Origin of the sequence: Propionispora sp. 2/2-37, assembly GCF_001298735.1 — a bacterium.
Taxonomy (GTDB): domain Bacteria; phylum Bacillota; class Negativicutes; order Propionisporales; family Propionisporaceae; genus Propionispora.
The window spans coordinates 14578-35377 of record NZ_CYSP01000013.1 but is presented as its reverse complement, the minus strand read 5'-3'; the positions used below and the strand labels follow the sequence as shown (position 1 = coordinate 35377).

The window sequence follows — 20800 nt, the reverse complement described above, 5'->3', positions numbered from 1 at the left end:
ACCTCCTTGTTTCATTGGTTACAGAGGATTCCTGATAAAAGGCTCCTAAATATTACCTGTCTTCAATTGCTCTTTTATCCAGGGAATGACCTCATCAAGCATAGCGTTCAAATCCGTCTTAGCCTCAAAACCAAGCAAGTTTTTCGCCTTTGCTACGGCAGGTATCCGTTTTTGCACATCATATACAAAGGGTGTATCCGCTATGTAGCGGAATGCCTTATCCCCATTCACCTTGTTCCAAATCGCTTCTGCCAGCTCCAATACAGTAGTTGAAACAGGGGTTGACAGATTGAAGTCTTCGTTAACGGCTTTTTCGTTTTCAATGCACAGCGCAATTCCCTCTGCCAAATCACCGCCATAGGTGTAATGGCGTATTTGATTGCCGGCCCCCAGAATATGGAGCGGATCTTGCCCCTTCAGAGTCTTTTGCACAAGGTCGGGGACAACATGGCTCATGGCCAGCTTGACATTTCCTGAAAAAATTTCCTTGTCGTTTTTAGCCCGCCGTTCACCGATTCCCACACAATTAAAGGGACGTATGATGGTATAGGGAAGTTTGTATTGTTCCCATGCACCCTTGGCAAAATACTCGCACGCCAGCTTTTGAAATCCATATGTTGACAGCGGCGGCGGGCAGCGTAATTGTTCTCCTTCGGGGCTGGGATAAACGGCAGTAGATTCATAAATCATCGAAGAAGATAAAACATTAATCTTTTGCAATTTTTTGTGTTGATGCGCCCAGATGGCAGCATCAAAGGTAGTTGCCGTAATCCGCTCATTTTCTGCGAGCAAATCATAAGCGTATTCGTGGAAATAAGTGATTCCGCCAATCATCGCCGCAATAGCTACAACTTGATCGCAGTCGGCAACGAGTTCTTTCATCAACTTGCTGTCCTTAACATCGCCTTGCACAAAACTATAATTAGGATGATGATCATAGGATTTTTCCACAGGGCCATATTTACTATAGTTATCAATTCCTACAACAAAATGACCTCGTTTCAATAATTCTTCTACTAAGTAGCCGGCTATAAAGCCTGCCGAGCCTGTAACCAGGATTTTCACTATATGAGGCCCCCTCTCCCCAGTATATTCCAGATATCAACAGTCATTTTATTGAGCGGAATGTCCAATCCTTTATATTGCTTATGAGGTGTTGCAATGATTAATATATCGGCCTTCCCAAGCACTTCTTCCTGGGGCAGCAAGGAGTCATCCGTCACATAAGGATCTGCACTCAAAACTTTGCCCGCATGAACTTGCAGAATTTTACGCAATTTGTATGACAAAGATTCACGAATATCATCAGAGTCCCCTTTAAAGGCCATGCCCAGAATACCTACCGTCATTTTCTTTAGCGGATATTTCGTTTTTAACTTTTGCACGATATAATTAGGAAGCCCCTCATTAACTAGCATGGCGGAATGCCCTAGATAAAAGTTACCATTATTAAAAGCAGCCAGTTGCATTGCATCTTTAAACAAACAAGGTCCAGCGGCAAAACCGGCTCTCGGTAAATCTTTGGCCCGGTCATACTTGTGTGTCACGGCATGATAAACATTGTAAAAGTCCAGGTTATAATCATTGGCAATCATATAAAATTGATTGGCAACAGCAAATTTAATATACCGCCAGACATTAGTAAACAGCTTGGCCAATTCAGCTTCCGTCGGATGAACTTCCACCAGTTCATCTGTCAGCAGGCCAAATAAATTTCGGCATTCCTGCAAGCCTTCCGGCGTAAAGGATGAAATAATCTGCGGCAAGGAGTATAGCTCCGTCATGGCTTTACCTTCTAATATCCGTTCCGGACAGAAGCAGACATTCATGGTTAACCCCGCTTCCCGCAGCCAGTCATTTATCCGTTCACTGATCCCCGGGTATACTGTGCTGCGTAAAACCAAGGTTTGTCCATTGCGAAAATACGAAATGAACTGATTCACCGAATCAACCATTACTTGGAATTTCGGATTTAAATGCTCATCCACCGGCGTGCCGATGATCATAATTACAATCTTACTATTGGAAATTACCTCTGGTGAATCAGATAGCTTTAGCGTACCGTCAGCAAGCACCTTTTGTAGCACTTCATCGGCGCCTTCTTCATGAAAAGGCATGGTTCCTTGTCGTACAGCATTGACTGCCTGAGTGCTGATATCATAGACTATTACTTTTTTGCCACGATCAGCCAGCGTAATGGATAAGGGCAATCCAACGTGCCCGCATCCGCCAATCACACATATATCATATATAAACATAGTTCCACCTCATAATTTGTTGAAATAATCTATTCTTCCGCAAAATACTTATCGATAAAATAATTATCCTGTGTTGGCAGCCAGGCCGGAATCTGATAGTAGTTATTTTTAATCGGCCGCAAGACTAGTTCCCGGTAAGCATCGTACTTAAAAGCATTACCTTGGACTACGTATAACGTTGTATTCTCTAACTCAATTGTTTTAACAGAAACAGATTGAAAATACGGTATGTACTTATTCGTATCAGGCGGCGTAGTACGAAGGATTAGTATATTTTTTTTGTCAAATTGTCGAAAATCAGTGTACATATCATCGTGACGGGCGTGAAAAGAGCCCGGCCCAAAGACACTTATGTATTTGCCTGTATAGTAATACAGCAATACTGACTTAGAATAGCTTTCGGTAGCAAAAATATAGTCTTTCGCATAAGGGTTAAGAATGTCCGCCACTGCCTGGGGTTTTACATAGAATAACGCCTGCTGATAAGCCCTGCTTTGCGTCAATTTCGGAGGCGTGTTAATCACCATGTACGCTAGTAAGAAATTTACGCCAAATGTACACACTGCCACCAACAGAGCTGCTTTGCGGAATGTTGTTGCATTAAAATAAAAGATGGTAAGGATGAACACAAAGGGCAAAAAAGCCAGAGGCCAATGAATGCCAATGGATTTGGCGAAAGACAATAGGGCAAGTATACCCAGAGGCACAGAACATAAAACGAAATAGTAGCGGCGTAAGGGCTCTGCAGCAGCAAATTGCCGCGCTGATTTCACGGAACGGAATAAGAAGAAAATCGTAAAAGGTGTCAGCAAAAGCAGTAGTTGTCCCAGATAAACAAAAAAATTTCCAGGTGTAAAGGAACCCATGTCGTGATTCCGGTTAAATACATTAAACATAATATTGGACCAGGCATGAGTATAATTGTAGTATACATTCAGCAATACAAAGGGTAGGGTACACGCAGCTACAAGCGCAAGCGCGGCAAATCCTCTGCGATTGCGCTGATAAATCAGCACATAGACGCCATAGGAGATGATAAGCAAGGCTGAAAAATATTTAGATAAAAAAGCGCCACCGAGGAAAATCCCTGCTAAGATTAAGTGTAGCCGCTTATTAAGGTGCAGGCCTTGATAGAAACAGACCGCCGACAGCGAAACGAACAAAAAAAGTGGTGTATCGGTGGTAACTAAAATATTCATCATATTAAGCGGTGATACCAAAAATAAGATTACCGTCCAACGAGCGCGGTTTTTATCAAGAACCTTTAGCAGACTATAAATAACAGCCCCAACAATATACGGGAAAATAAGTGCTGGGAGCCGGAGGGCATACTCACAGGCGCTAAATTTCATAATGAGAGCAAGCAACCAGCCGATCATGGGCGGATGATCATAATAACCAATATCCGGAAATGTTCCCCACGTGTAGAATAACGCCTCATCACCAGTAAACGGAATTATATACGCTAGCAAAGACTTTATTAGAAATGTTGCCATTACTGTTATCCATAAAAGCTTGTCAATGGGCAATAGTATCATCCTTTCTGAGAAATAGTACATCCATATCCTGTGGCACCAGCGGATCTCCACGTTTTCCAACAAATAGAAAATTGCTTGCACAAAACATAATTATAGTGTACTCTTAGAATCATGATTGGTCTAATATTATAATCATTATATAACTCATAATGTTTACCCTATATTATTGGTAAGAGGTTTTCAAAATGGAATTAAGACAGCTTCAATACATGTTGAAAGTTGCCGAAGAAGGAAGTTTCTCTAAAGCGGCCCAGAAATTATACATATCGCAACCATCTTTAAGTCAATGTATTCAAAGGATCGAACAACAGATTGGACTTTCATTGTTTGACCGGTCAACTATCCCATTAAGGCTTACCTATGCTGGTGAAGTGTTTGTCGAAAATGCGAGGCGCATGCTAAACTTGGATCGTCAATTCCAGTCGCAAATGCAAGAAATTATTGACTTCAAGAAAGGACGCCTTACAATAGGAATTGCTAGTATCCGGGGTAGCGTTTTATTCCCTCATATTCTCCCATTGTTCTGTAGAAAATTTCCTGGAATTGAAGTGATCCACAAGGACGGAACCTTTGCTGAACTAGAAGATTTTACATTAAAAGGGGTAACAGACCTTTCATTAATTAACTTACCGCTGAACAGGCCACACTTGATTAGCGAGCCTCTCTTCACAGAGAATATTGTTCTTATCACCCCCCGCAGTCACCCTCTGAACAAGCTCGATATCACTCGACCACCTTGGCCGCAAATCCATTTTGCTGATTTACGGGAAGAGCCTTTCCTTTTATTGAATAAAGGACGAAAACTGAGAGATCTTGCTGATCAACTTTTTATTAATTCAGGGTTTAACCCTCGAATTGTATTTGAAAGTGGCAATTATGAAACGATATTACCGCTAGTAAAAGCTGGCCTGGGTATTACTTTCGGCTCGGATGGATTAGCAAAATTTAGATACCCTGATCAACTAGCTTTCTTTACGTTAGATAGTCCCCTACCGTCGCGAACAATGTCGGCCGTCTATTGCAAAGAACGGCATCTGTCACGGGCAGCACATGAATTTATAGCTTTGACAAAAGAAGTATTATCTGCAACAAACGATAACGCTGGTTAAGAACTCTTGAGGACAATTCTAGTTCTTGGAGGACGCTTCTTGACTTAAATATTTTATAATCTAATATCCGGGTGTATCCTCAATAAAAGATGCCTTTCAAATTGATATCTTTTGTGTAGGTGCTCCCACTGAACATACTTCGCTTTACGGCTCTAAGCGTTAGCGGTGGCTGGACGGGAGAGTGCAGCGTCAACAAAACGCCGCAAGCAGCGGACGGCTGGACATAGAGCGGTATCCGTTTTGTAAGCCACTGAGCGGAGCAGGCCCCCAGAGTTTCACTTGCACCACTTGTTACAACAATAATAAAACCAGGCTGCATGTCATAGCCTGGTTTTATATTGCCCAGCGAAAAATTTGCTCCCATTATTGTTTTCATTGTCCATAAAGGGTCGAACTCCCCAGGAGTGCTACGATCTAGCCATGACCTGCCGGTTTTCAACCGGCATCTCCTCTTCCTTATGCGGTGCCAGCGAAATGAACGATGCCACGACGGCCATCAAAAGAAAGGCCATCATCACGATGATAATTTGCCTATAGCCCCCAAACCAGCCGCCCTATACAGCGGACGGCCGCTCTGGCAATAGACCAGCGAAACAATCAATCCCAAACCATTCTACTGCTCTCCTTTACTTAAAATCAGCTCTACTTATTACAATAGAAATAATTCCGTTTTATTGCAGTTAAAATTTCTATTTTTTAGACTACGGCAATAAATCGCCTGTAAAAAGCAAAAAACCGCTCACTGTCCGTCACAAAGCCAGACAATTCGCGGTTCTCAAGACTTCCTATATTTGTAAAAAAGGTGGTTTTGATTGGTGGAGGCGAGGAGAATCGAACTCCTGTCCAAAGGTGCCGCTACACGGGTCTCTCCGAGCGCAGTCTGTAATTTAGAATTTCGCTCCATTGACGCCTACAGACAGGCTTCGCCGGTGCTATCTCGTTAAAGTTTCCCAGTCGGTCCGCGGAGAATGAGACCTCAGGTATCCTGCTAGTTGACGCCCTATCCCGCCCCGCAGGAAGAGGGAGAGTAGGACGTTAGCATTAAGCTGCTAAAGCGTAATCTTCGTTTGCTTTTACTTTAAGTCCACCGTTTCAACGGGCTGATGGAACCCCGGCTCGCTACCCATGCCACAACTACCCCTGTCGAAACCATTACGCCCCCCGATAGAAGTTGTACTGCAACGATATCACGCTTCTTAACTGTACCGTTTATTATAACACAGTTGAGAACAGAAGCCAAGTGGCCAAATACTTCCCGGGCAGGAAAAGCTTTCACCTGCTGCCATCAGTCGCCAGCACAGGCCAATTCGCTAACCGGGTCAAACAGATGCATCTTATTCATATCAAATACCATGGTAACTGCCTCCCCCGCCCTGTACGTATTCCGGGCCGGCAAACTGGCGCGGATTTCCTGGCCGTTAAGGCTTAAATGCAATAAAACGTCGGCACCTAATAGCTCTACCACTTCTACCGTGGCTATAAACCGTGCCTGTGGGAACGTATCCAGCATTATCCCTTCGTCATGAATATGTTCCGGACGGATACCAAAGATGACCTCCCGGTTGCAGCCAGGCATATCAGATATTTTGCCGCGGGGAATCAACACCTTAAACCCGGCTCCAGCCAGATAAAGCTCATCATTTTCCCGTGTCAAAACGGCCTTCATAAAATTCATCGGCGGATTGCCGATAAACCCGGCTACGAATAAGTTTTTCGGAGAACTATATAAGTTCATGGGGGTATCCACCTGCTGAATAACTCCATCCTTCATGACCACGATCCGGTCGCCCATGGTCATTGCTTCAGTCTGATCATGGGTGACGTAAATGGTGGTGGTTTTCAGACGCTGGTGCAGGCGCAGCACCTCGGCCCGCATGCTGCCCCGCAGCTTGGCGTCCAGATTGGACAGCGGCTCATCCATCAGGAACACAGCCGGTTCCCGTACAATCGCCCGCCCCATGGCCACACGCTGGCGTTGTCCGCCGGAAAGTGCCTTGGGCTTGCGTGCCAGCAAATGTTCTATTTGTAAGATCCGTGCGGTTTCCCTTACCTTTTGGTCTATTTCCGCCTTCGGCATTTTTTTTATTTTTAAACTGAAAGCCATATTATCGTACACATTCATATGCGGATACAGCGCATAATTCTGAAACACCATGGCAATATCCCGTTCTTTCGGCGTTAAGTCATTCACCACCCGGTCACCCACATACACCTGGCCGGAAGTGATCCCCTCCAGTCCGGCAATCATTCTCAGCGTAGTGGATTTGCCGCAGCCGGAAGGCCCCACCAATACAATCATCTCTTCATCATGAATCTCTAAATTGAAGTCCTTTACGATTTCGGCTTCGCCAAATCGTTTATATACATTTTCCAATACCACTTTTGCCACGGTTTTTCCTCCCTTGCCGGCCTGCACTTACAGCGCCTTTTGGCATTGTCCTTTATATTCCAGCGGCGTGACACCGGCAATCATTTTGAATACCTTAAAAAAATAAGTATAGTTGTTAAAGCCCGCCAGCCGGACAATTTCCTTAAGTTTTATGTCGGTGCTTTCCATTAGATACTTAGCCTGCTGCACCCGAACATGATTTACATATTCCACAAAACCCATACCGCAGTCATCCTTAAATATCCGGCTGAGATAGGAACTGTTGCTGCCGATATGCTCCGCCGCCTGGTTTAACGATATATCTTTCGCATAGTTATGACGGATAAACTCAATTGCCTTCCTGGTTAATTCCGTATAGCGGGCGCTGCTTTCATCGGCCAGAAGCAGCGCTGCCAACCGTTCGTACACGCCGAGAATCCAATGTTTCACCTCGGCGATGGTTTCGCATTTTTTCATTTCCTCATAGGGAATGTCTTTGGTGTTATAGATGTCTTTGACAGCTATGGAGGACTCCCGGGCAATCCGGTTGGCGATGCCGATCAGTTCACCGCAAATCATTTGTATGGATTTGTAGTTTACCTTAAGTACAATGATCTTATGGAAAATTTCTTCAATATAATCCTGAATCTGTCCCATATTGCCCGTTTTAATAGCCGCCATTATCTGTTTTTCGTCCTGCAAATCCAGATTAAAGAATCCCGGGCTGCCGCCGGGCTGCGCGGCCTCCCGGAAAATCCGGTTTCTTCCCGCGATAATCTTTTCATTCAACAGTTCATCCGCTGAACGGTAAAACTTGCTGATGTCGCCGATCTGATTGAACAACCTGCCTAAACTGAAACAGGCCGTCACATTGAGGTAACGCTGCAGGCTTGCCTGAATGCGATTCACGGTGGTTGAAACATGGTTATAAATATATAATTCACTGCGGATACTGCCAAAGCAAAAGAGGATAACAAACTTTTCCTCATTGACAAAGGACATAACGGCATTTCCCATATCCCGCAATATTTCTTCGACCATGTCAGCAGCCGACGCCCGCAAATGGTGAAGTTCCTCCCGGGTAAACCGCTGCTTCATCAGCCGGTAATCGTCAAGAGCCGCCACTACTACCGACAAATAGCCGGCTTCCAGGGGCAAGCCCAGCTCTCTGATATTCTCTCGTATAGCGGCTGCATTGCCGATCTCTCCCTGTACCAGGCGTTTGATAAAGTCGTGCCGCAGTATATCGCGGCTTTGGCTAATTTGTTTTTTTAGTTTATGCTCCCGGCTGATCTTATCGCCGGCCAACTGAAGGACATGAAGCAGCGCTTCCGCATCCAGCTTATGTTTTAACAGATAGTCCAGTGCCCCATGCTTCAGACTTTCTTTAACATAAGCAAAATCATCATATCCACTGAGAGCAATAGTCTTAATATCGGGATAATGTTCTGCCAGATACCCGATCAAGGCCACACCGTCCATCACCGGCATATTCATATCCACGATAACAATATCCGGGTTCTCTTGCTCCAGCAACTGAACCGCATTCTGTCCATTGGTAGCCTCACCGCATATTTCAAAACCGGATTGATGCCAGTCGATCATGGTGCGGTAACTGGCCCGTGCGGTAAAATCATCATCTACGATTAACACCCTGAACATCTGTCCACCTTCCTTGCACCTCCGGCGGTATGATTTGCTGTTTTAATCACCGGCGTTAAGCGTCCCTCTAGGAAAAGTTTCGCCTTTTCTGACTACCGGCAGTGTGATTTCAACCGTTGTATAAAGATCCGGCACGCTTTCCAGCGTCACGCCGAAAGGAGCGCCAAAATACATTTTGATCCGTTCGTTCACATTGCTGATTCCGATGCCGCCCTGCCGCCTGCCCGCACCGGAATTCTCCGCTAACAACGTTTTCAGTTTTTCCTCCGGTATCCCAACCCCGTTATCCGTAACCATAAATTTTATGGACTGGTCGTACAGAAACCCCTTGACCACCACCATGCCCTGCCCCTCCATCGGTCCGATGCCATGAATTAAAGCATTTTCCACAATCGGCTGTAACAGCAGCCGGGGCAGCAGGCAGTCGAGAATATCCGGTTCCATTTCAAAATGAAATTGGAATTTGTTGAGATACCTGTACTCCTGGATATTGATGTAGTTTTGGACATATTCGATTTCTTCCCGGACAGTAATGAGATCGTCTCCCTTGCCCACCGCCACATGAAACAACTGAATTAGAGAGGTAACGATTTCTTCAATATTGTGGGCCCCCTGATTCTTCGCCAGGAACTTGACAATATTCAGCGTATTGGACAAAAAATGCGGATTGATCTGCGCCTGCAGGGCTTTAAGCTCCGCCCTTCTTTTTTGATTTTCCTTATGTTTGACGTTGTCCATCAAATGGTTGATTTCATTCAACATGTTGTCAAAGTGCTGAGTGACTTCTCCGATTTCGTCGCTATAGGTATCATTGACGCTGATGGAAAGGTTGCCCTGCTGAGCCTGATACATGGCCTTACGCAACCGCCGCAGCGGAGCCAGAATGGTAGCTGCAAAAAAATAGGACAAAAATACCGCCAGGATAAAACAACTGGTACTGATAAATATCGCTCCCATCAAGATCTTTTCAGAATCGGAATTGAGGTACGCGTAGGGAATGGTGCTAACCACATACCAGTTAACACCTTCGATGGGAGCAAAAGAGATCAAATATTCCTTTCCATCCAGCTTATAAGGGAAAACATGCTGCCCTGTTTTTTCCCATGATCCGATTTTATTAACCATGGCGGCATCAGGAAAAACCGTGCTGACCGGCACTCTGGGACTGCGGCTGGAAATCACCAGTCCGTTGGCATCGATCACAAAAATATCAGCATCGCTGCCAATATCCGTATCTTTATAGATATTGGTCAAATGACTCTCATTGATCCGGATAATCAGATAGCCAAGAATATTTCCTTCTGTCAGTGATTTAATAGCCCGTCCCAGAAGCAGCCCGTTGCTTCGGTTGAGCCGTTCGGCACTGGTGGCATATTTAACCAGATAATACTCATTGGCAGAGTTTACCGGGGACCAGACTACACCGCCTCCGGCGTCATGCAGCAACTGAAGATAATCCTTCAGATAATCTTGCCGCAAATTAAGGGAAAAACCGATATCCCCGTAAGCACTGATTTTATGTTTTTCCCGGGTATAAATCAGCACGTCGGTCACATCATGCAAGTAAAAAAACTTCTTGGCCAGATTGTCCCGCATGACATATTTCGTTTTTTCGACCTCCCACTCGCTCAGCCGGTCAAAGTCCGCCAGGGTTTGCTGAACCACATCGGAAAATGCAATTTCCACACTGTCGTTCTGCAGCCTGTCCAGTTCCCTGCGCATGTTTTGGCTGACCTGGTTCATAACCTGCACAGAATAAGTGCTGATTTTGTTTTCAATCGCATCGCGGGAATTCTTATACGCCAGAAAAACGCTGACTACACAGGGTATCAGGGCCAATACGATAAAAAGAAGTACCAGCCTGCTCCTGATCTTTAGGTTCCTGAATTTTTGTACCATTCTGAAAACAGTTCTGTTTCCTGTAAAAAATCGGCTCATACGCGCTCCAGGCTATCCCGGCCTTCTCCGCTCGTTCTAATGAACACCGGCGGTATTGATTCATACATCCTGCTAATTTGCTCTTATTGTACCATACCAGGAAGCAAAAATTTTGTATTATTCTGGAAACTACTGTGCTTTGCTTTTCGATTACAGCCCGGCCTTAGCCACGGAAAAGCGCAATACATTCCAGGACAGCTTTGGCAGTTTTACGGTAAAAGGCGCTGCTCCCTCGCCGGCGGGTCTGGTGTGGGGCATCACGGTAAAAGGCGCTTCAAAGGTATTTTGCGCAAACAAGTCCGGACCGTCCATAATGCTATGCTCCAGCATGGTTGCATGACCAAAGGAACGTAAATCAACGGTGAACTCGGAATTCTCCGTTCGATGACTGTTCAAGACAAACACGGTTACGCTTCCGTCCGTTTCATTATAGGTCGCCGCAGTCTGCAACGCCGGCACCTCACCATATAATCCGGTTTCCACTTTTTCTGATGTGGTCAGTGTCTTGAGGGCAGTCCCCCGGCCATAGGCAGAAACTTGTTGAAAAGGATAATAGGTGGCCTGTTTAAGTACCCTGCCGCCCTTTTCCGTAAAGATCGGCGCAATGACATTGACCAGTTGGGCCAGACAAGCCATTCTTACCCGGTCGCAGTGATTTAACAAGGTACAGAGCATGCCGCCAAACACCAGCGCATCCAGCAGCGAATACTGATCCTCCAGAATGGCCGGGGCCTCGGCCCAGGGCACGCGGGTTTGTTTTTTGATATACCAGACATTCCACTCGTCAAAGGATAGTTTCATGACTTTTTTGCTGCGCGTTTTCGCTTTCACATAGTCGGCGGCAGCGGCCACTGTCCTGATAAAAGCATCCATATCGGCAAACGAAGCCAGGAAGTTTTCGATATTCTCCTCATTTTCATAATACCGGTGCAGGGAAATATAGTCGGCCTGTTCATAGGTATGTTCCAGCACCACCCGGTCCCATTCGGGATAACTGGGCATCCAGGGCGAAGCACTGCCACACACGACCAGTTCCGCCGCGGGATCAATCCATTTCAGAATTTTAGCGGTTTCCCGGGCCTTCTTGCCGTAGTCTTCAGCACTTAAAGAACAGGTCTGCCAGGGTCCGTCCATTTCGTTGCCCAGACACCATACCTTGATATTATGCGGGTCTTTATGGCCGTTTCGAATGCGCAAATCACTCCAATAGGTTCCTGCAGGATAGTTGCAATATTCCATCATATAGCCGGCCTCCTGCGGCGTTCCCGTTCCCAGATTGACGGCCGCCATCGGCTTTGTACCGGCCTTTTTGCACCAGTCAACAAATTCGTCAATACCCACCTGGTTGCTTTCTACCGACTGCCAGGCGTAATCTAAACGGCGGGGGCGCAAGTGTTTCGGTCCGATGCCGTCGGTCCAGTTATAACCGGATACAAAATTGCCGCCGGGATAGCGTACAATAGGCACCCCCAGTTCTTTTACCAGCCCAATGACATCCTGGCGAAACCCCTGCTCATCGGCTGCCGGATGATCCGGTTCGTAAATGCCGGAATAAACCGCCCGTCCCAAATGTTCGATAAACGAACCATATAAACGGGGATCAACTTCCGCTATTACATAATCCTTATCCACTATACATTTGGCTTTGTTCATGCTTCTGCCTCCTTTGAATTTACCGGGACACAATATTAGCCGTCAGCCTTTGACTCCCCCCACAGTCAATCCGGAAATAAAGGCTTTTTGATTTAATATGAACAGAATAACGATGGGGATGACCGACATCACCGCCCCGGGGAACAGCAGATCATAATTATTTCCGTACGGGGTAAGCAGGGATTGCAGGCCGATCGGCAGGGTCAGCATATCGTTGGAACGCAGCACGATCAGCGGCCAGACAAAACTGTTCCAGCTGAACATGGCCTGTAATATCCCCATGGCGCCGAAAGCCGGTACCATCAATGGCGCCATGATCTGAAAGAAAATCCTGAATTCGCCGCAGCCGTCGATCCGTCCCGCATCCATCAGTTCCTTCGGCAAGGTTGCCGCATACTGCCGGAAGAAAAATATTGAGGAAGGCGCTACCATAAACGGCAGTATAACCCCCAGATAGGTATCGATAATCTTCAGGTTGATGGATAGTTTATACAACGGCAGGATAAGAATCTCCACCGGAATCATCATGACGATCAGCACGATGGTAAAGATAAGATTTCTCCCGCGGAAATTGTATACGGCCAGCCCATAGCCCACCATTGAGGTTAAGAGCAGCGACAACAGGGTATGTATAACCGTAATGACGACACTGTTAAGGTACCAGGACAGATAGATACCGTCCTTGCCGGCAACCAGCAATACATAATTATTCAAATTTAAGGCTCCGAAATCAATGGTAAACGAAATACCATGCCGGACCATCTCCACACCGGGACGCAAAGAAGATATTACCAAAAAGAAGAAGGGTGCTAAACAAAAAACGGCAACCACTCCCAGTATCACCAATACGATCAGGGCGGACAGTTTACGACCCGCTTGCGGCCACATGCTAGTCAGCCTCCTTTTTGAAAAATCCGCTCAGCCACAGTTGAACGAGATTGACCAGCATGACCAGCATAAGCAGGGCAATGCCGATGGCCGATCCCAGTCCCAGATTATTATTGTTAAAGCCTTCCTGGTATAAATAGGTAACGATGGTCATGCCGATTTCACCGGGCGAACGCGCACTGGCCCACAAAGCAAAGGATTCGGCAAACATAGAATACCCGCCGTACACACTGATGGTAATGACATAAATAATAACAGGCTTTAAGCTAGGCAGGGTAATGTACCAAAATTGCTGAAACGGACCGGCCCCGTCAATCGCTGCCGATTCGTAAAGCTCCTCCGGAATGCTCTGCAGACCGGACAAAAAATAGATGATGTTAACCCCCAGCCAACGCCAGGTGCATAACAGCACCATAACAAACATCGCGGTGTCCGGGTTTTGCAGCCACACCACAGGATTTACGCCCACAAAACCCAGCAGGGAGTTTACCATTGTAGTCTCCTGCTCGCCAAAAGCCAGCCGGAAAAACAAGCCGGCTACAATGACGGAAGTAAGCGCCGGCAAAAAAAATGCCGACCGGAAAAAATTCCTGCCCAGGGTGCTCTTTTTATTCAGCCATATGGCTAAAACCAGGGGCAAGGGGATCAGTACCAGAATCGTCCAAAACGTATATTTGGTCGTTACCCAAATGGCATTAAAAAAATGAGGATTAAGGAGATTTTTATAATTTTGCCAGCCGATAAAGGTTTCATCTCCCGGTCCGTTGATTTGACAGAAACTCATCAGGATGGTCGAAATAATCGGATAGAGAAAAAACAGCAAAAAAGACAGAATGAACGGTAAAACAAATAAGTAGGGCGCCGCTTTCTGCGATGTAAGCAGCCGCTTATACTGGCGTTGCCGCCCCGGCAGTGTATCCAGCATCCCGGCAACCGGTTCCGGCATGGTTATTCCTCCTCTCGCCGGTTCTGTTTCTATAATCATATATAAATCAGGTTTGCCGTTAAATCCCGGATTTGTTTTTCCTCATTTAACGGCAAACCTGTATAGGAGGGGACTGGCTGGCTATTTTGCCTTAAGCTCCTCTGCAGCCGCCTTCAGCGCCTCTTCCGGAGTTTGGCTCTGCTCTTTGAGGACTTTGAAACAAACATTTTTCTGAATCAGAGACACGGCATCCGGGAATTTGGCCCCGACATGAATGGCACTGATATCGCTGATAACCGATTGTAAAGTCGGAAAGATATCTGACCCAAAATACTCCGTATACTTGTTCGGAGCCGCCATAGCCGGGTCGTTCCAGGCATCACTTCGGATCGGATCAAAGCCCAGCACGGTCCAGGTCTTTATGCTTCCCTCTTTGGAGAGCTTGGCTTCCGCCAGAAATTGCTTGGCAAGTTCAACATGTTTAGCCTGCGCGGTTATCGCCGTTCCCGTACCGCCCATCCCGGCAGACTTTTTAGAACCAGGAAACGTCGGCATCGGCCGGATAACAATTTTCCCTTTTAAATCAGGCATATATTGCACAAAACGCCCCATATACCAAAGTGGCATCCAGACGGATGCAGCATTTCCTTTATTCATCCATGCCCAGTATTCTTCGGCATGATGATTGCCGCCCGGCGCCGGTAAAGCGATTTTATCCTTATAAAGCATGTCTTTTAACATTTGCAAGGTTTTCACATTGACGGCATTATCCAATATAACATTGCCGTCTTTATCCAAAAAGTCCGATCCCTGCATATTGAGGAGCGGATAATAGGACCAGTGTTCGGTGGTTTCAATCGTTGTCATTGGTTTACCGGTCTTCTCCAGCACTTTCCTCCCAGCTGCCAGGTAGTCATCCCAGGTGACAATATCATTTACATTGACACCGGCCTGGTCAAGAATTTCCTTGTTATAGTACATAACCTCCGCACCGACATGGTAATCAATGCCATAATACTTGCCGTCCTTAGCATAGTTTTCCATTCTGCCCATAATCAGTTTATCTTTTACCGGGTCCACCACGTCATTAAGTTCCACCAGGCTGGGCTTGCTGCCTTTTAAAAAATTGGCGAACTTGCTGATTTCAATATCCGCGATATCCGGGGCACCGGTTCCCGACTGTAGGGCAATTAACAACTTGTTGTGCATTTCATCATAGGGATATACATCGGTTTTTATCACAAGGGGCTTATCCGGATGGTTTTTGTTCCAGGTAGCTGCCGCATCATCCATAAAGGCTTTATGAAGTTCCTGGAACGTCCAAAAATTAAGTATGGTGGCATTGCCTTCCCCCGGCTGCCCTCCCGTGGCCGACTGCCCTTGGCCGCAGCCTGTCAGTACCATGGCTGCCAGCAGTACCAAAGCGAATAGGAATATCCGTCTTTTTTTCAGCACACACTCTCCCCCTTACTTCTACCGCCTGACAATTCATTCGCCCCCGACGTCAAAAGGTCAGATGTGGTCAAACGTTCTGGTTATATTGTAACGGGAAAATCGCATTCCAGCATTTAACTTTTTTTACTTTTTACTCAACTTTTATTTTTTGATAACTCATACTTCCATTCATAAAGTAAAGCAAGGAGAACTCCTTTACAATTTTATTTCGTATGGAACCATAGCAGCATTTCATTCTCCCCGCGATTCGCCCAGCAGTAATAGGGAATTAAGGTGATATGTACCGGCGAAAAAGCCGCAGGGACAGCGGTCCGGTACAATACATGCTCCCATTCCGGTTCGATCTTCAGCTTTTCGGCATCGGCTTCAAGGATGCCCACGCCGCCGAACCGGTCAGCCGCAAATCGGTATTGGAAGGCTGTATCTTTACTTACATGTATCAGGTGCAGATCGGTGCCGTTATCCGCCCCTTCCGCACAATATACAATCGGTCCGCGCTGAACTGCCACTTTGTGCAGATCGGCACGCACGTGCGGGTTGGCCGTCCAGGTTTGCACCGCCATATCCAGTTCAACAGTCATGGCATCGCCGTCCTGCCAGTCACGCTCAATGGTGACATAGCCGTCTTGCGGCAATAGGGTCACCACTTCTTCATTCACTGCAACCGTATACGTTTTCGACCAGCGGGGAATGCGGACGGCCAAACCGAACCGTACCGGTTGCTCTGTAGCAAGCGTAAACCGTATCTTGCCTTCCCACGGGTACTCTGTCGCCTGGCCAATGGTCACCCTTTGCCCCTTCATTTCAAGCACAGCCTGATTCGTCAGGTACAAATTGGTGTAAATGGTATGGCCATGAACCGTATAGATGTAACGGTCCAGCGAGGTTAACATTCTGGCAACATTCGGCGGGCAACAGGCGCAACCAAACCACTCCGGCCGGGTCACTTTCACATGGCTTTTCCCCGGGTCTTTTTTGCTGTATTCCGGCACCACCTCTAAAGGATTCACATAAAAAAAATGTTTGCCGTCCAGGGCTAATCCACTCAGCACCGTATTATACAGCGCCCGTTCCAACACATCGGCATATTCTCCCTGGGCTTCATTTTCCAGCATGTTGCCGGCAAAGAAAATCAGCCCGATGGATGCGCAGGTTTCACAGTACATGGTATCATTCGGCAAATCATAGTCCGCCGTAAAGGCCTCCCCGGTTACGGTAGAACCGATGGCACCAACAATATACATGCGCTTTGTGGTTATATTTTTCCACAAACGCCGGCAGGCCGCCAGCATCTCCTGATCCTGGTTCAAGCAGGCCAGTTTGGCCATAGCCGCACACAGATAAGTTACCCTGACGGCATGCCCTTCCGCCGTTTCCTGCTCCAGAACCGGCTTATGCGCCTGATAATAGCTGGGCGGAAACTGCTCCATCCCCTCAATTAGCGGCTTCTTATTCGGATCTTCCGCTGCCTGCCGTTTAAAAAAGCCGGGGTCCTTGCCCCGTTCATACAGGAAAAAACGGCTAAGTTCCAAATAATTCCGTTTTCCGGTCACTTCATACAGCCTGAGCAGCGCCAGTTCGATTTCTTCATGCCCGTCGTAGCCTTTCAGCTTATCCGGCGCCTCACCAAAAACGGAATCAATGCAATCCGCCAGCCGGCAGGCAACATCCAGCGCTTTTTGGTTTTGGGTTACAGTATAGTAGGCAACGGCGGCTTCGATATAATGCCCGGCACAGTACAGTTCATGGCTTTGATACAATCTTTTAAATCTCCGGTTGGGCTCTTCTATGGTAAAATACGTGTTAAGATACCCGTCGCTTTCCTGGGCCAGCGCCAAGAGGTCGATCACTTCATCGGCAGTCTTTTTCAAGTTTTCATCATAGGTATGACGCAGAGAATAAGCTACCGCCTCCAGCCACTTATATACATCACTATCCTGAAAAACCATGCCATAATGACGGCCCTTGGCCAGACCGGCGGCAATTTTAAAATTTTTAATGGCATGACTTTTTTCCGAAGGGATGTAGTCGGCATCCCGTTCTTTGGCAATGACAATATCCGCCCTGTCATTTAATACGTCCCATTGGTAGGGAATCATTTCCTTCCGGATCAATTCCAGATAATGAACCCAATATGGATCAGTGACTTTTACACTGTGTACATTAAGTTTACTCATTCATCTCACCTTTTCCGTCAATATATACCTCGGTTATGCGCGAAACGATCCTCGGGTAAGTTCCTGGATAATGTTCGCTTCATTTTCCTCATATTTACGATAAAACAGCAGGGGAAGAACCCCCAGCAGGAAAATAGCGGCCGGCAGCCAGATAAATACCGCTTGGATGCCCAACAGGGACTGAGCTGACTGTACGGCATTGGGCACATACCCAAACGCTTCCAAAACCACGGCCGGAATAAATCCGCCTATACCCGAACCGGCTTTGATGCAAAAAGCACTGCCAATGGCAGTTAAAAAACCGCTGGCACGGATACCGTTTTTCCATTCTCCATAATCCACAGAATCCGACAACATGGCAAACGGCATCGAACAGGCAATCCCCGAGCCGATCGAAGCAATAATCCAGCCGGTAGCCAAGGCCGGTATGGCGGTGCCTGCCATAAACATGACAATATGCCCGCCCGCCGCCAGAATAAGTCCCAAAATCATAGTGGCATACTTGCTCGACAGCTTCACCAACCAGGGAATCGAGATCATCCCGATCACCTGGAGAACGGTCAAACCGTTGATGACCGGGACAAGGCTTTTATCGCCAACGAAATACTGCAAATAATAAACCAGCGTCGCTTGTCTGATGGTCAGCGCAATCCAGAAAATCAGGTTGGCCGTTACGATAATTATCCAGGGCCAATTCCCCTTAATGGCCATGATACTTTGTTTTACCGGAATACTTTTTATCTTTTCAATATTGGCTTCCCGTAAATTAACAAAGGCAATTAAGAATAAACCAACGGCAACAATACCGTATACCGCCAGTGCCAGCGAAAAACCTTTCTGATCATTTCCGCCACCCAAAAAGGCTACCAACGGCAAAGTAAAGGTAATCGCAACAAAAGCCCCCACATTGCCTCCCACCATACGGAAGGTATTTAATACAACCCGTTCCCCCGAATGATTGCTCAGATTAGGTAAAATGGAAGTAATGGCGGTTTGAATCCCGGTGTAAAAAACACCGGCCAGGATATAAACCGCCGCCGCATAGACTACCTTTGCGGTGCCGTCAAGTCCGGGCGTGGTGAAGGTCAGCCACATAAATAGGGCAAAGGGGATGCATAACCACAAAAAATAAGGCCTGCTTTGACCGTAGCGGGATTTCGTATGATCAACAATAAAGCCCCAAACCGGCGCATCGATCGCATCCAAAAGCCTTGTTGCCAGCAGCAGTGTTCCGGTTACGCCAACCGGCAAACCGTATACATCGGTGAAAAAATACAACAAATAGGCCCCAATAATACAATAAAGCAAATTTCCGCTGGCATCCGTTAACGCATAGCTAAACCGGCCGCTAAAAGGCACCTTTCCTGAATCATTCTGTACGCTCATGTGTCACATCGCTCCTCATGTTTTCTGTAAGGCAACTGTAAACGCTCACTGCTTCACCACTCTTTCCTTTACAGTCGCGTCAGACATTATCTGCCGTGGCCAAGCTGTTGAATAAACTCCGTAAAGGCAACGAAAAAATAATATCTGAAAAATTAAAACTTTCATTTAAATTTTACAAACAAGGTTCTTTAAAAAAAACGAAGAATATTTCCAGAATATTGGATTAAATTAACATTTATGGTATAATAAAATTAACGCGACACGGTCTGTAGGGTGCAAAATAGGTATCCACAGAACCCTTGCATTTTCTAAGATTCTTGACGTAAATGGAGTTTTCTAAATAGTGCCAATATAATAAAATTAACGAATAGAGGCTGCCAAAATGTATATTATCTTTAATTGCCCGCCAATGCCGTACCTCATTGTGGGAGGTATTGCGATGTTTAGAGAAGGCGACCGGCATTCACGCCGCAACCTTGATCATACATTTGATTTGATTTATGTCGTCAGCGGGCAGCTATACATGGAAGAGAATAAAAAGCGATTCATTGTAGCTCCGGGGCAGTTCTTGATATTACCGCCCAAAACACTGCATACAGGGTACAAACATTGTGATACGGAAACCAATTTTTACTGGATACATTTTTATACCACAGGGGATTTTTATTGCTCGGAAGTTCCTGTCCAGTACTCTAGTAAAGAATATTGCCGCGGCAAGTGTTATGAACGGGATGATTTTCAGCTGTCCCTTCCCCAGTACGGTTTTGTTAATAAAGAGTTGCAGCAGCAATTTACCAATTACATGAAAACAATCGCTCAGGTAAAAATCGACCGCCACCAAAACGCCAAGATATTTTATACTTCAACCACGTCCCAAATTAAATACCAACAGCTCTTCTATACGATTTTGACTTTTATCTGCGATTCGCACGAAGAAGTCACCTGCCAGGATCTTGCCGAGGATATTTTTGAATATTTGATGGCCCATTATCAGGAATCTCTTCAATTAAAAAAAATCGCCAAACAATATGCCTTTCACCCTGCCCATATCATTCGTTGTGTAAAACGTAAATACGGCGTAACCCCGCTCCAGCTCTTGCTGCATATCCGCATGGATAAAGCCAAGAAGCTGCTGCGCAGCACAAATGATCCCATAAATACCATTTCAAGCCATGTCGGTTTTACCGACAACGCTTATTTTTCCAAACAGTTTAAGCGCATGGTAAAAATGACCCCTTCCGAGTATCGTTATTTACCGTTTTCCCAGGATACCGGCATCGATCAGCCGGCAATCCTTACAGCATGTCCCGGCCCTACGAATGCCCCATCCCCCGGCCGAATATATGAAAATCCATAAAGGTTCCTGCCGGCAGTACGAACCCCGGAATATTCAGGGTTCAATCTCCGGACATACCCAAAGAAAACAACCAGCCGGTTTGTCAA

Annotated in this window: 14 protein-coding genes and 1 other RNA gene; 2 read left to right on the top strand and 13 right to left on the bottom strand. The window is 46.3% G+C overall.

Translation table 11 applies throughout. The annotated features are described in order from the left end of the window. Window positions 1-45: 45 nt before the first annotated feature. The 3 genes from P22_RS14235 to P22_RS14225 are packed head-to-tail and all read right to left on the bottom strand — an operon-like array spanning window position 46 to window position 3754. Entirely contained in the window at window positions 46-1065 is a 1020-nt protein-coding gene (locus P22_RS14235; RefSeq protein WP_054260899.1) for an NAD-dependent epimerase/dehydratase family protein, read from the bottom strand. Continuing rightward, window positions 1065-2258, bottom strand: a complete 1194-nt coding sequence (locus tag P22_RS14230) for a nucleotide sugar dehydrogenase (RefSeq protein WP_172675850.1) — start codon at window positions 2256-2258, stop codon at window positions 1065-1067. Before P22_RS14230 ends, P22_RS14235 begins: the two co-directional genes overlap by 1 nt. A 29-nt stretch (window positions 2259-2287) precedes the next feature. Then, window positions 2288-3754: an ArnT family glycosyltransferase gene (locus tag P22_RS14225; RefSeq protein ID WP_235814663.1), complete on the bottom strand. Its 1467-nt coding sequence runs from the start codon at window positions 3752-3754 to the stop codon at window positions 2288-2290. Between the two features lie 227 nt (window positions 3755-3981). On the opposite strand from P22_RS14225, the gene P22_RS14220 reads away from it, so the two are divergent. Then, entirely contained in the window at window positions 3982-4905 is a 924-nt protein-coding gene (locus P22_RS14220; protein WP_054260897.1) for a LysR family transcriptional regulator, read from the top strand. A gap of 813 nt (window positions 4906-5718) precedes the next feature. Here P22_RS14220 and ssrA read toward each other — a convergent pair. From ssrA to P22_RS14170, 10 genes are all read right to left on the bottom strand, one after another. Beyond that, window positions 5719-6067, bottom strand: a transfer-messenger RNA (tmRNA) gene (ssrA, locus tag P22_RS19965). 123 nt (window positions 6068-6190) lie between these two features. Beyond that, a complete protein-coding gene (locus P22_RS14210) occupies window positions 6191-7294 on the bottom strand; it encodes an ABC transporter ATP-binding protein (RefSeq protein WP_054260990.1) in 1104 nt (367 codons plus the stop codon). A gap of 27 nt (window positions 7295-7321) precedes the next feature. After that, a complete protein-coding gene (locus P22_RS14205; RefSeq protein ID WP_054260895.1) occupies window positions 7322-8935 on the bottom strand; it encodes a response regulator in 1614 nt (537 codons plus the stop codon). Window positions 8936-8977: 42 nt separating this feature from the next. Continuing rightward, on the bottom strand, window positions 8978-10873 hold the full coding sequence (locus P22_RS14200; protein ID WP_235814662.1) for a cache domain-containing sensor histidine kinase: 1896 nt from the start codon (window positions 10871-10873) through the stop codon (window positions 8978-8980). A 150-nt stretch (window positions 10874-11023) separates the two neighbouring features. Continuing rightward, complete coding sequence (locus P22_RS14195; protein WP_054260894.1) at window positions 11024-12526, bottom strand: arabinosylfuranosidase ArfA; 1503 nt, start codon at window positions 12524-12526, stop codon at window positions 11024-11026. Between the two features lie 42 nt (window positions 12527-12568). Further along, on the bottom strand, window positions 12569-13414 hold the full coding sequence (locus tag P22_RS14190; RefSeq protein ID WP_054260893.1) for a carbohydrate ABC transporter permease: 846 nt from the start codon (window positions 13412-13414) through the stop codon (window positions 12569-12571). A 1-nt stretch (window position 13415) separates the two neighbouring features. Then, a complete protein-coding gene (locus tag P22_RS14185; RefSeq protein ID WP_054260892.1) occupies window positions 13416-14360 on the bottom strand; it encodes a carbohydrate ABC transporter permease in 945 nt (314 codons plus the stop codon). 120 nt (window positions 14361-14480) lie between these two features. Beyond that, complete coding sequence (locus P22_RS14180; protein WP_235814661.1) at window positions 14481-15794, bottom strand: ABC transporter substrate-binding protein; 1314 nt, start codon at window positions 15792-15794, stop codon at window positions 14481-14483. Between the two features lie 203 nt (window positions 15795-15997). Beyond that, complete coding sequence (locus P22_RS14175) at window positions 15998-17971, bottom strand: glycoside hydrolase family 127 protein (RefSeq protein ID WP_054260891.1); 1974 nt, start codon at window positions 17969-17971, stop codon at window positions 15998-16000. Between the two features lie 33 nt (window positions 17972-18004). Then, a complete protein-coding gene (locus P22_RS14170; RefSeq protein ID WP_054260890.1) occupies window positions 18005-19357 on the bottom strand; it encodes a glycoside-pentoside-hexuronide (GPH):cation symporter in 1353 nt (450 codons plus the stop codon). 439 nt (window positions 19358-19796) lie between these two features. On the opposite strand from P22_RS14170, the gene P22_RS14165 reads away from it, so the two are divergent. Beyond that, window positions 19797-20714: an AraC family transcriptional regulator gene (locus P22_RS14165; protein WP_235814660.1), complete on the top strand. Its 918-nt coding sequence runs from the start codon at window positions 19797-19799 to the stop codon at window positions 20712-20714. Window positions 20715-20800 lie beyond the last annotated feature (86 nt).

Excerpts from the sequence above, each read along its gene's own strand:
- P22_RS14230 (WP_172675850.1), bottom strand. The coding sequence starts at position 2,258 with ATGTTTATATATGATATATGTGTGATTGGCGGATGCGGGCACGTTGGA.
- P22_RS14225 (WP_235814663.1), bottom strand. The coding sequence starts at position 3,754 with ATGGCAACATTTCTAATAAAGTCTTTGCTAGCGTATATAATTCCGTTT.
- P22_RS14220 (WP_054260897.1), top strand. The coding sequence starts at position 3,982 with ATGGAATTAAGACAGCTTCAATACATGTTGAAAGTTGCCGAAGAAGGA.
- P22_RS14205 (WP_054260895.1), bottom strand. The coding sequence starts at position 8,935 with ATGTTCAGGGTGTTAATCGTAGATGATGATTTTACCGCACGGGCCAGT.
- P22_RS14200 (WP_235814662.1), bottom strand. The coding sequence starts at position 10,873 with ATGAGCCGATTTTTTACAGGAAACAGAACTGTTTTCAGAATGGTACAA.
- P22_RS14195 (WP_054260894.1), bottom strand. The coding sequence starts at position 12,526 with ATGAACAAAGCCAAATGTATAGTGGATAAGGATTATGTAATAGCGGAA.
- P22_RS14190 (WP_054260893.1), bottom strand. The coding sequence starts at position 13,414 with ATGTGGCCGCAAGCGGGTCGTAAACTGTCCGCCCTGATCGTATTGGTG.
- P22_RS14185 (WP_054260892.1), bottom strand. The coding sequence starts at position 14,360 with ATGCCGGAACCGGTTGCCGGGATGCTGGATACACTGCCGGGGCGGCAA.
- P22_RS14175 (WP_054260891.1), bottom strand. The coding sequence starts at position 17,971 with ATGAGTAAACTTAATGTACACAGTGTAAAAGTCACTGATCCATATTGG.
- P22_RS14170 (WP_054260890.1), bottom strand. The coding sequence starts at position 19,357 with ATGAGCGTACAGAATGATTCAGGAAAGGTGCCTTTTAGCGGCCGGTTT.
- P22_RS14165 (WP_235814660.1), top strand. The coding sequence starts at position 19,797 with ATGTTTAGAGAAGGCGACCGGCATTCACGCCGCAACCTTGATCATACA.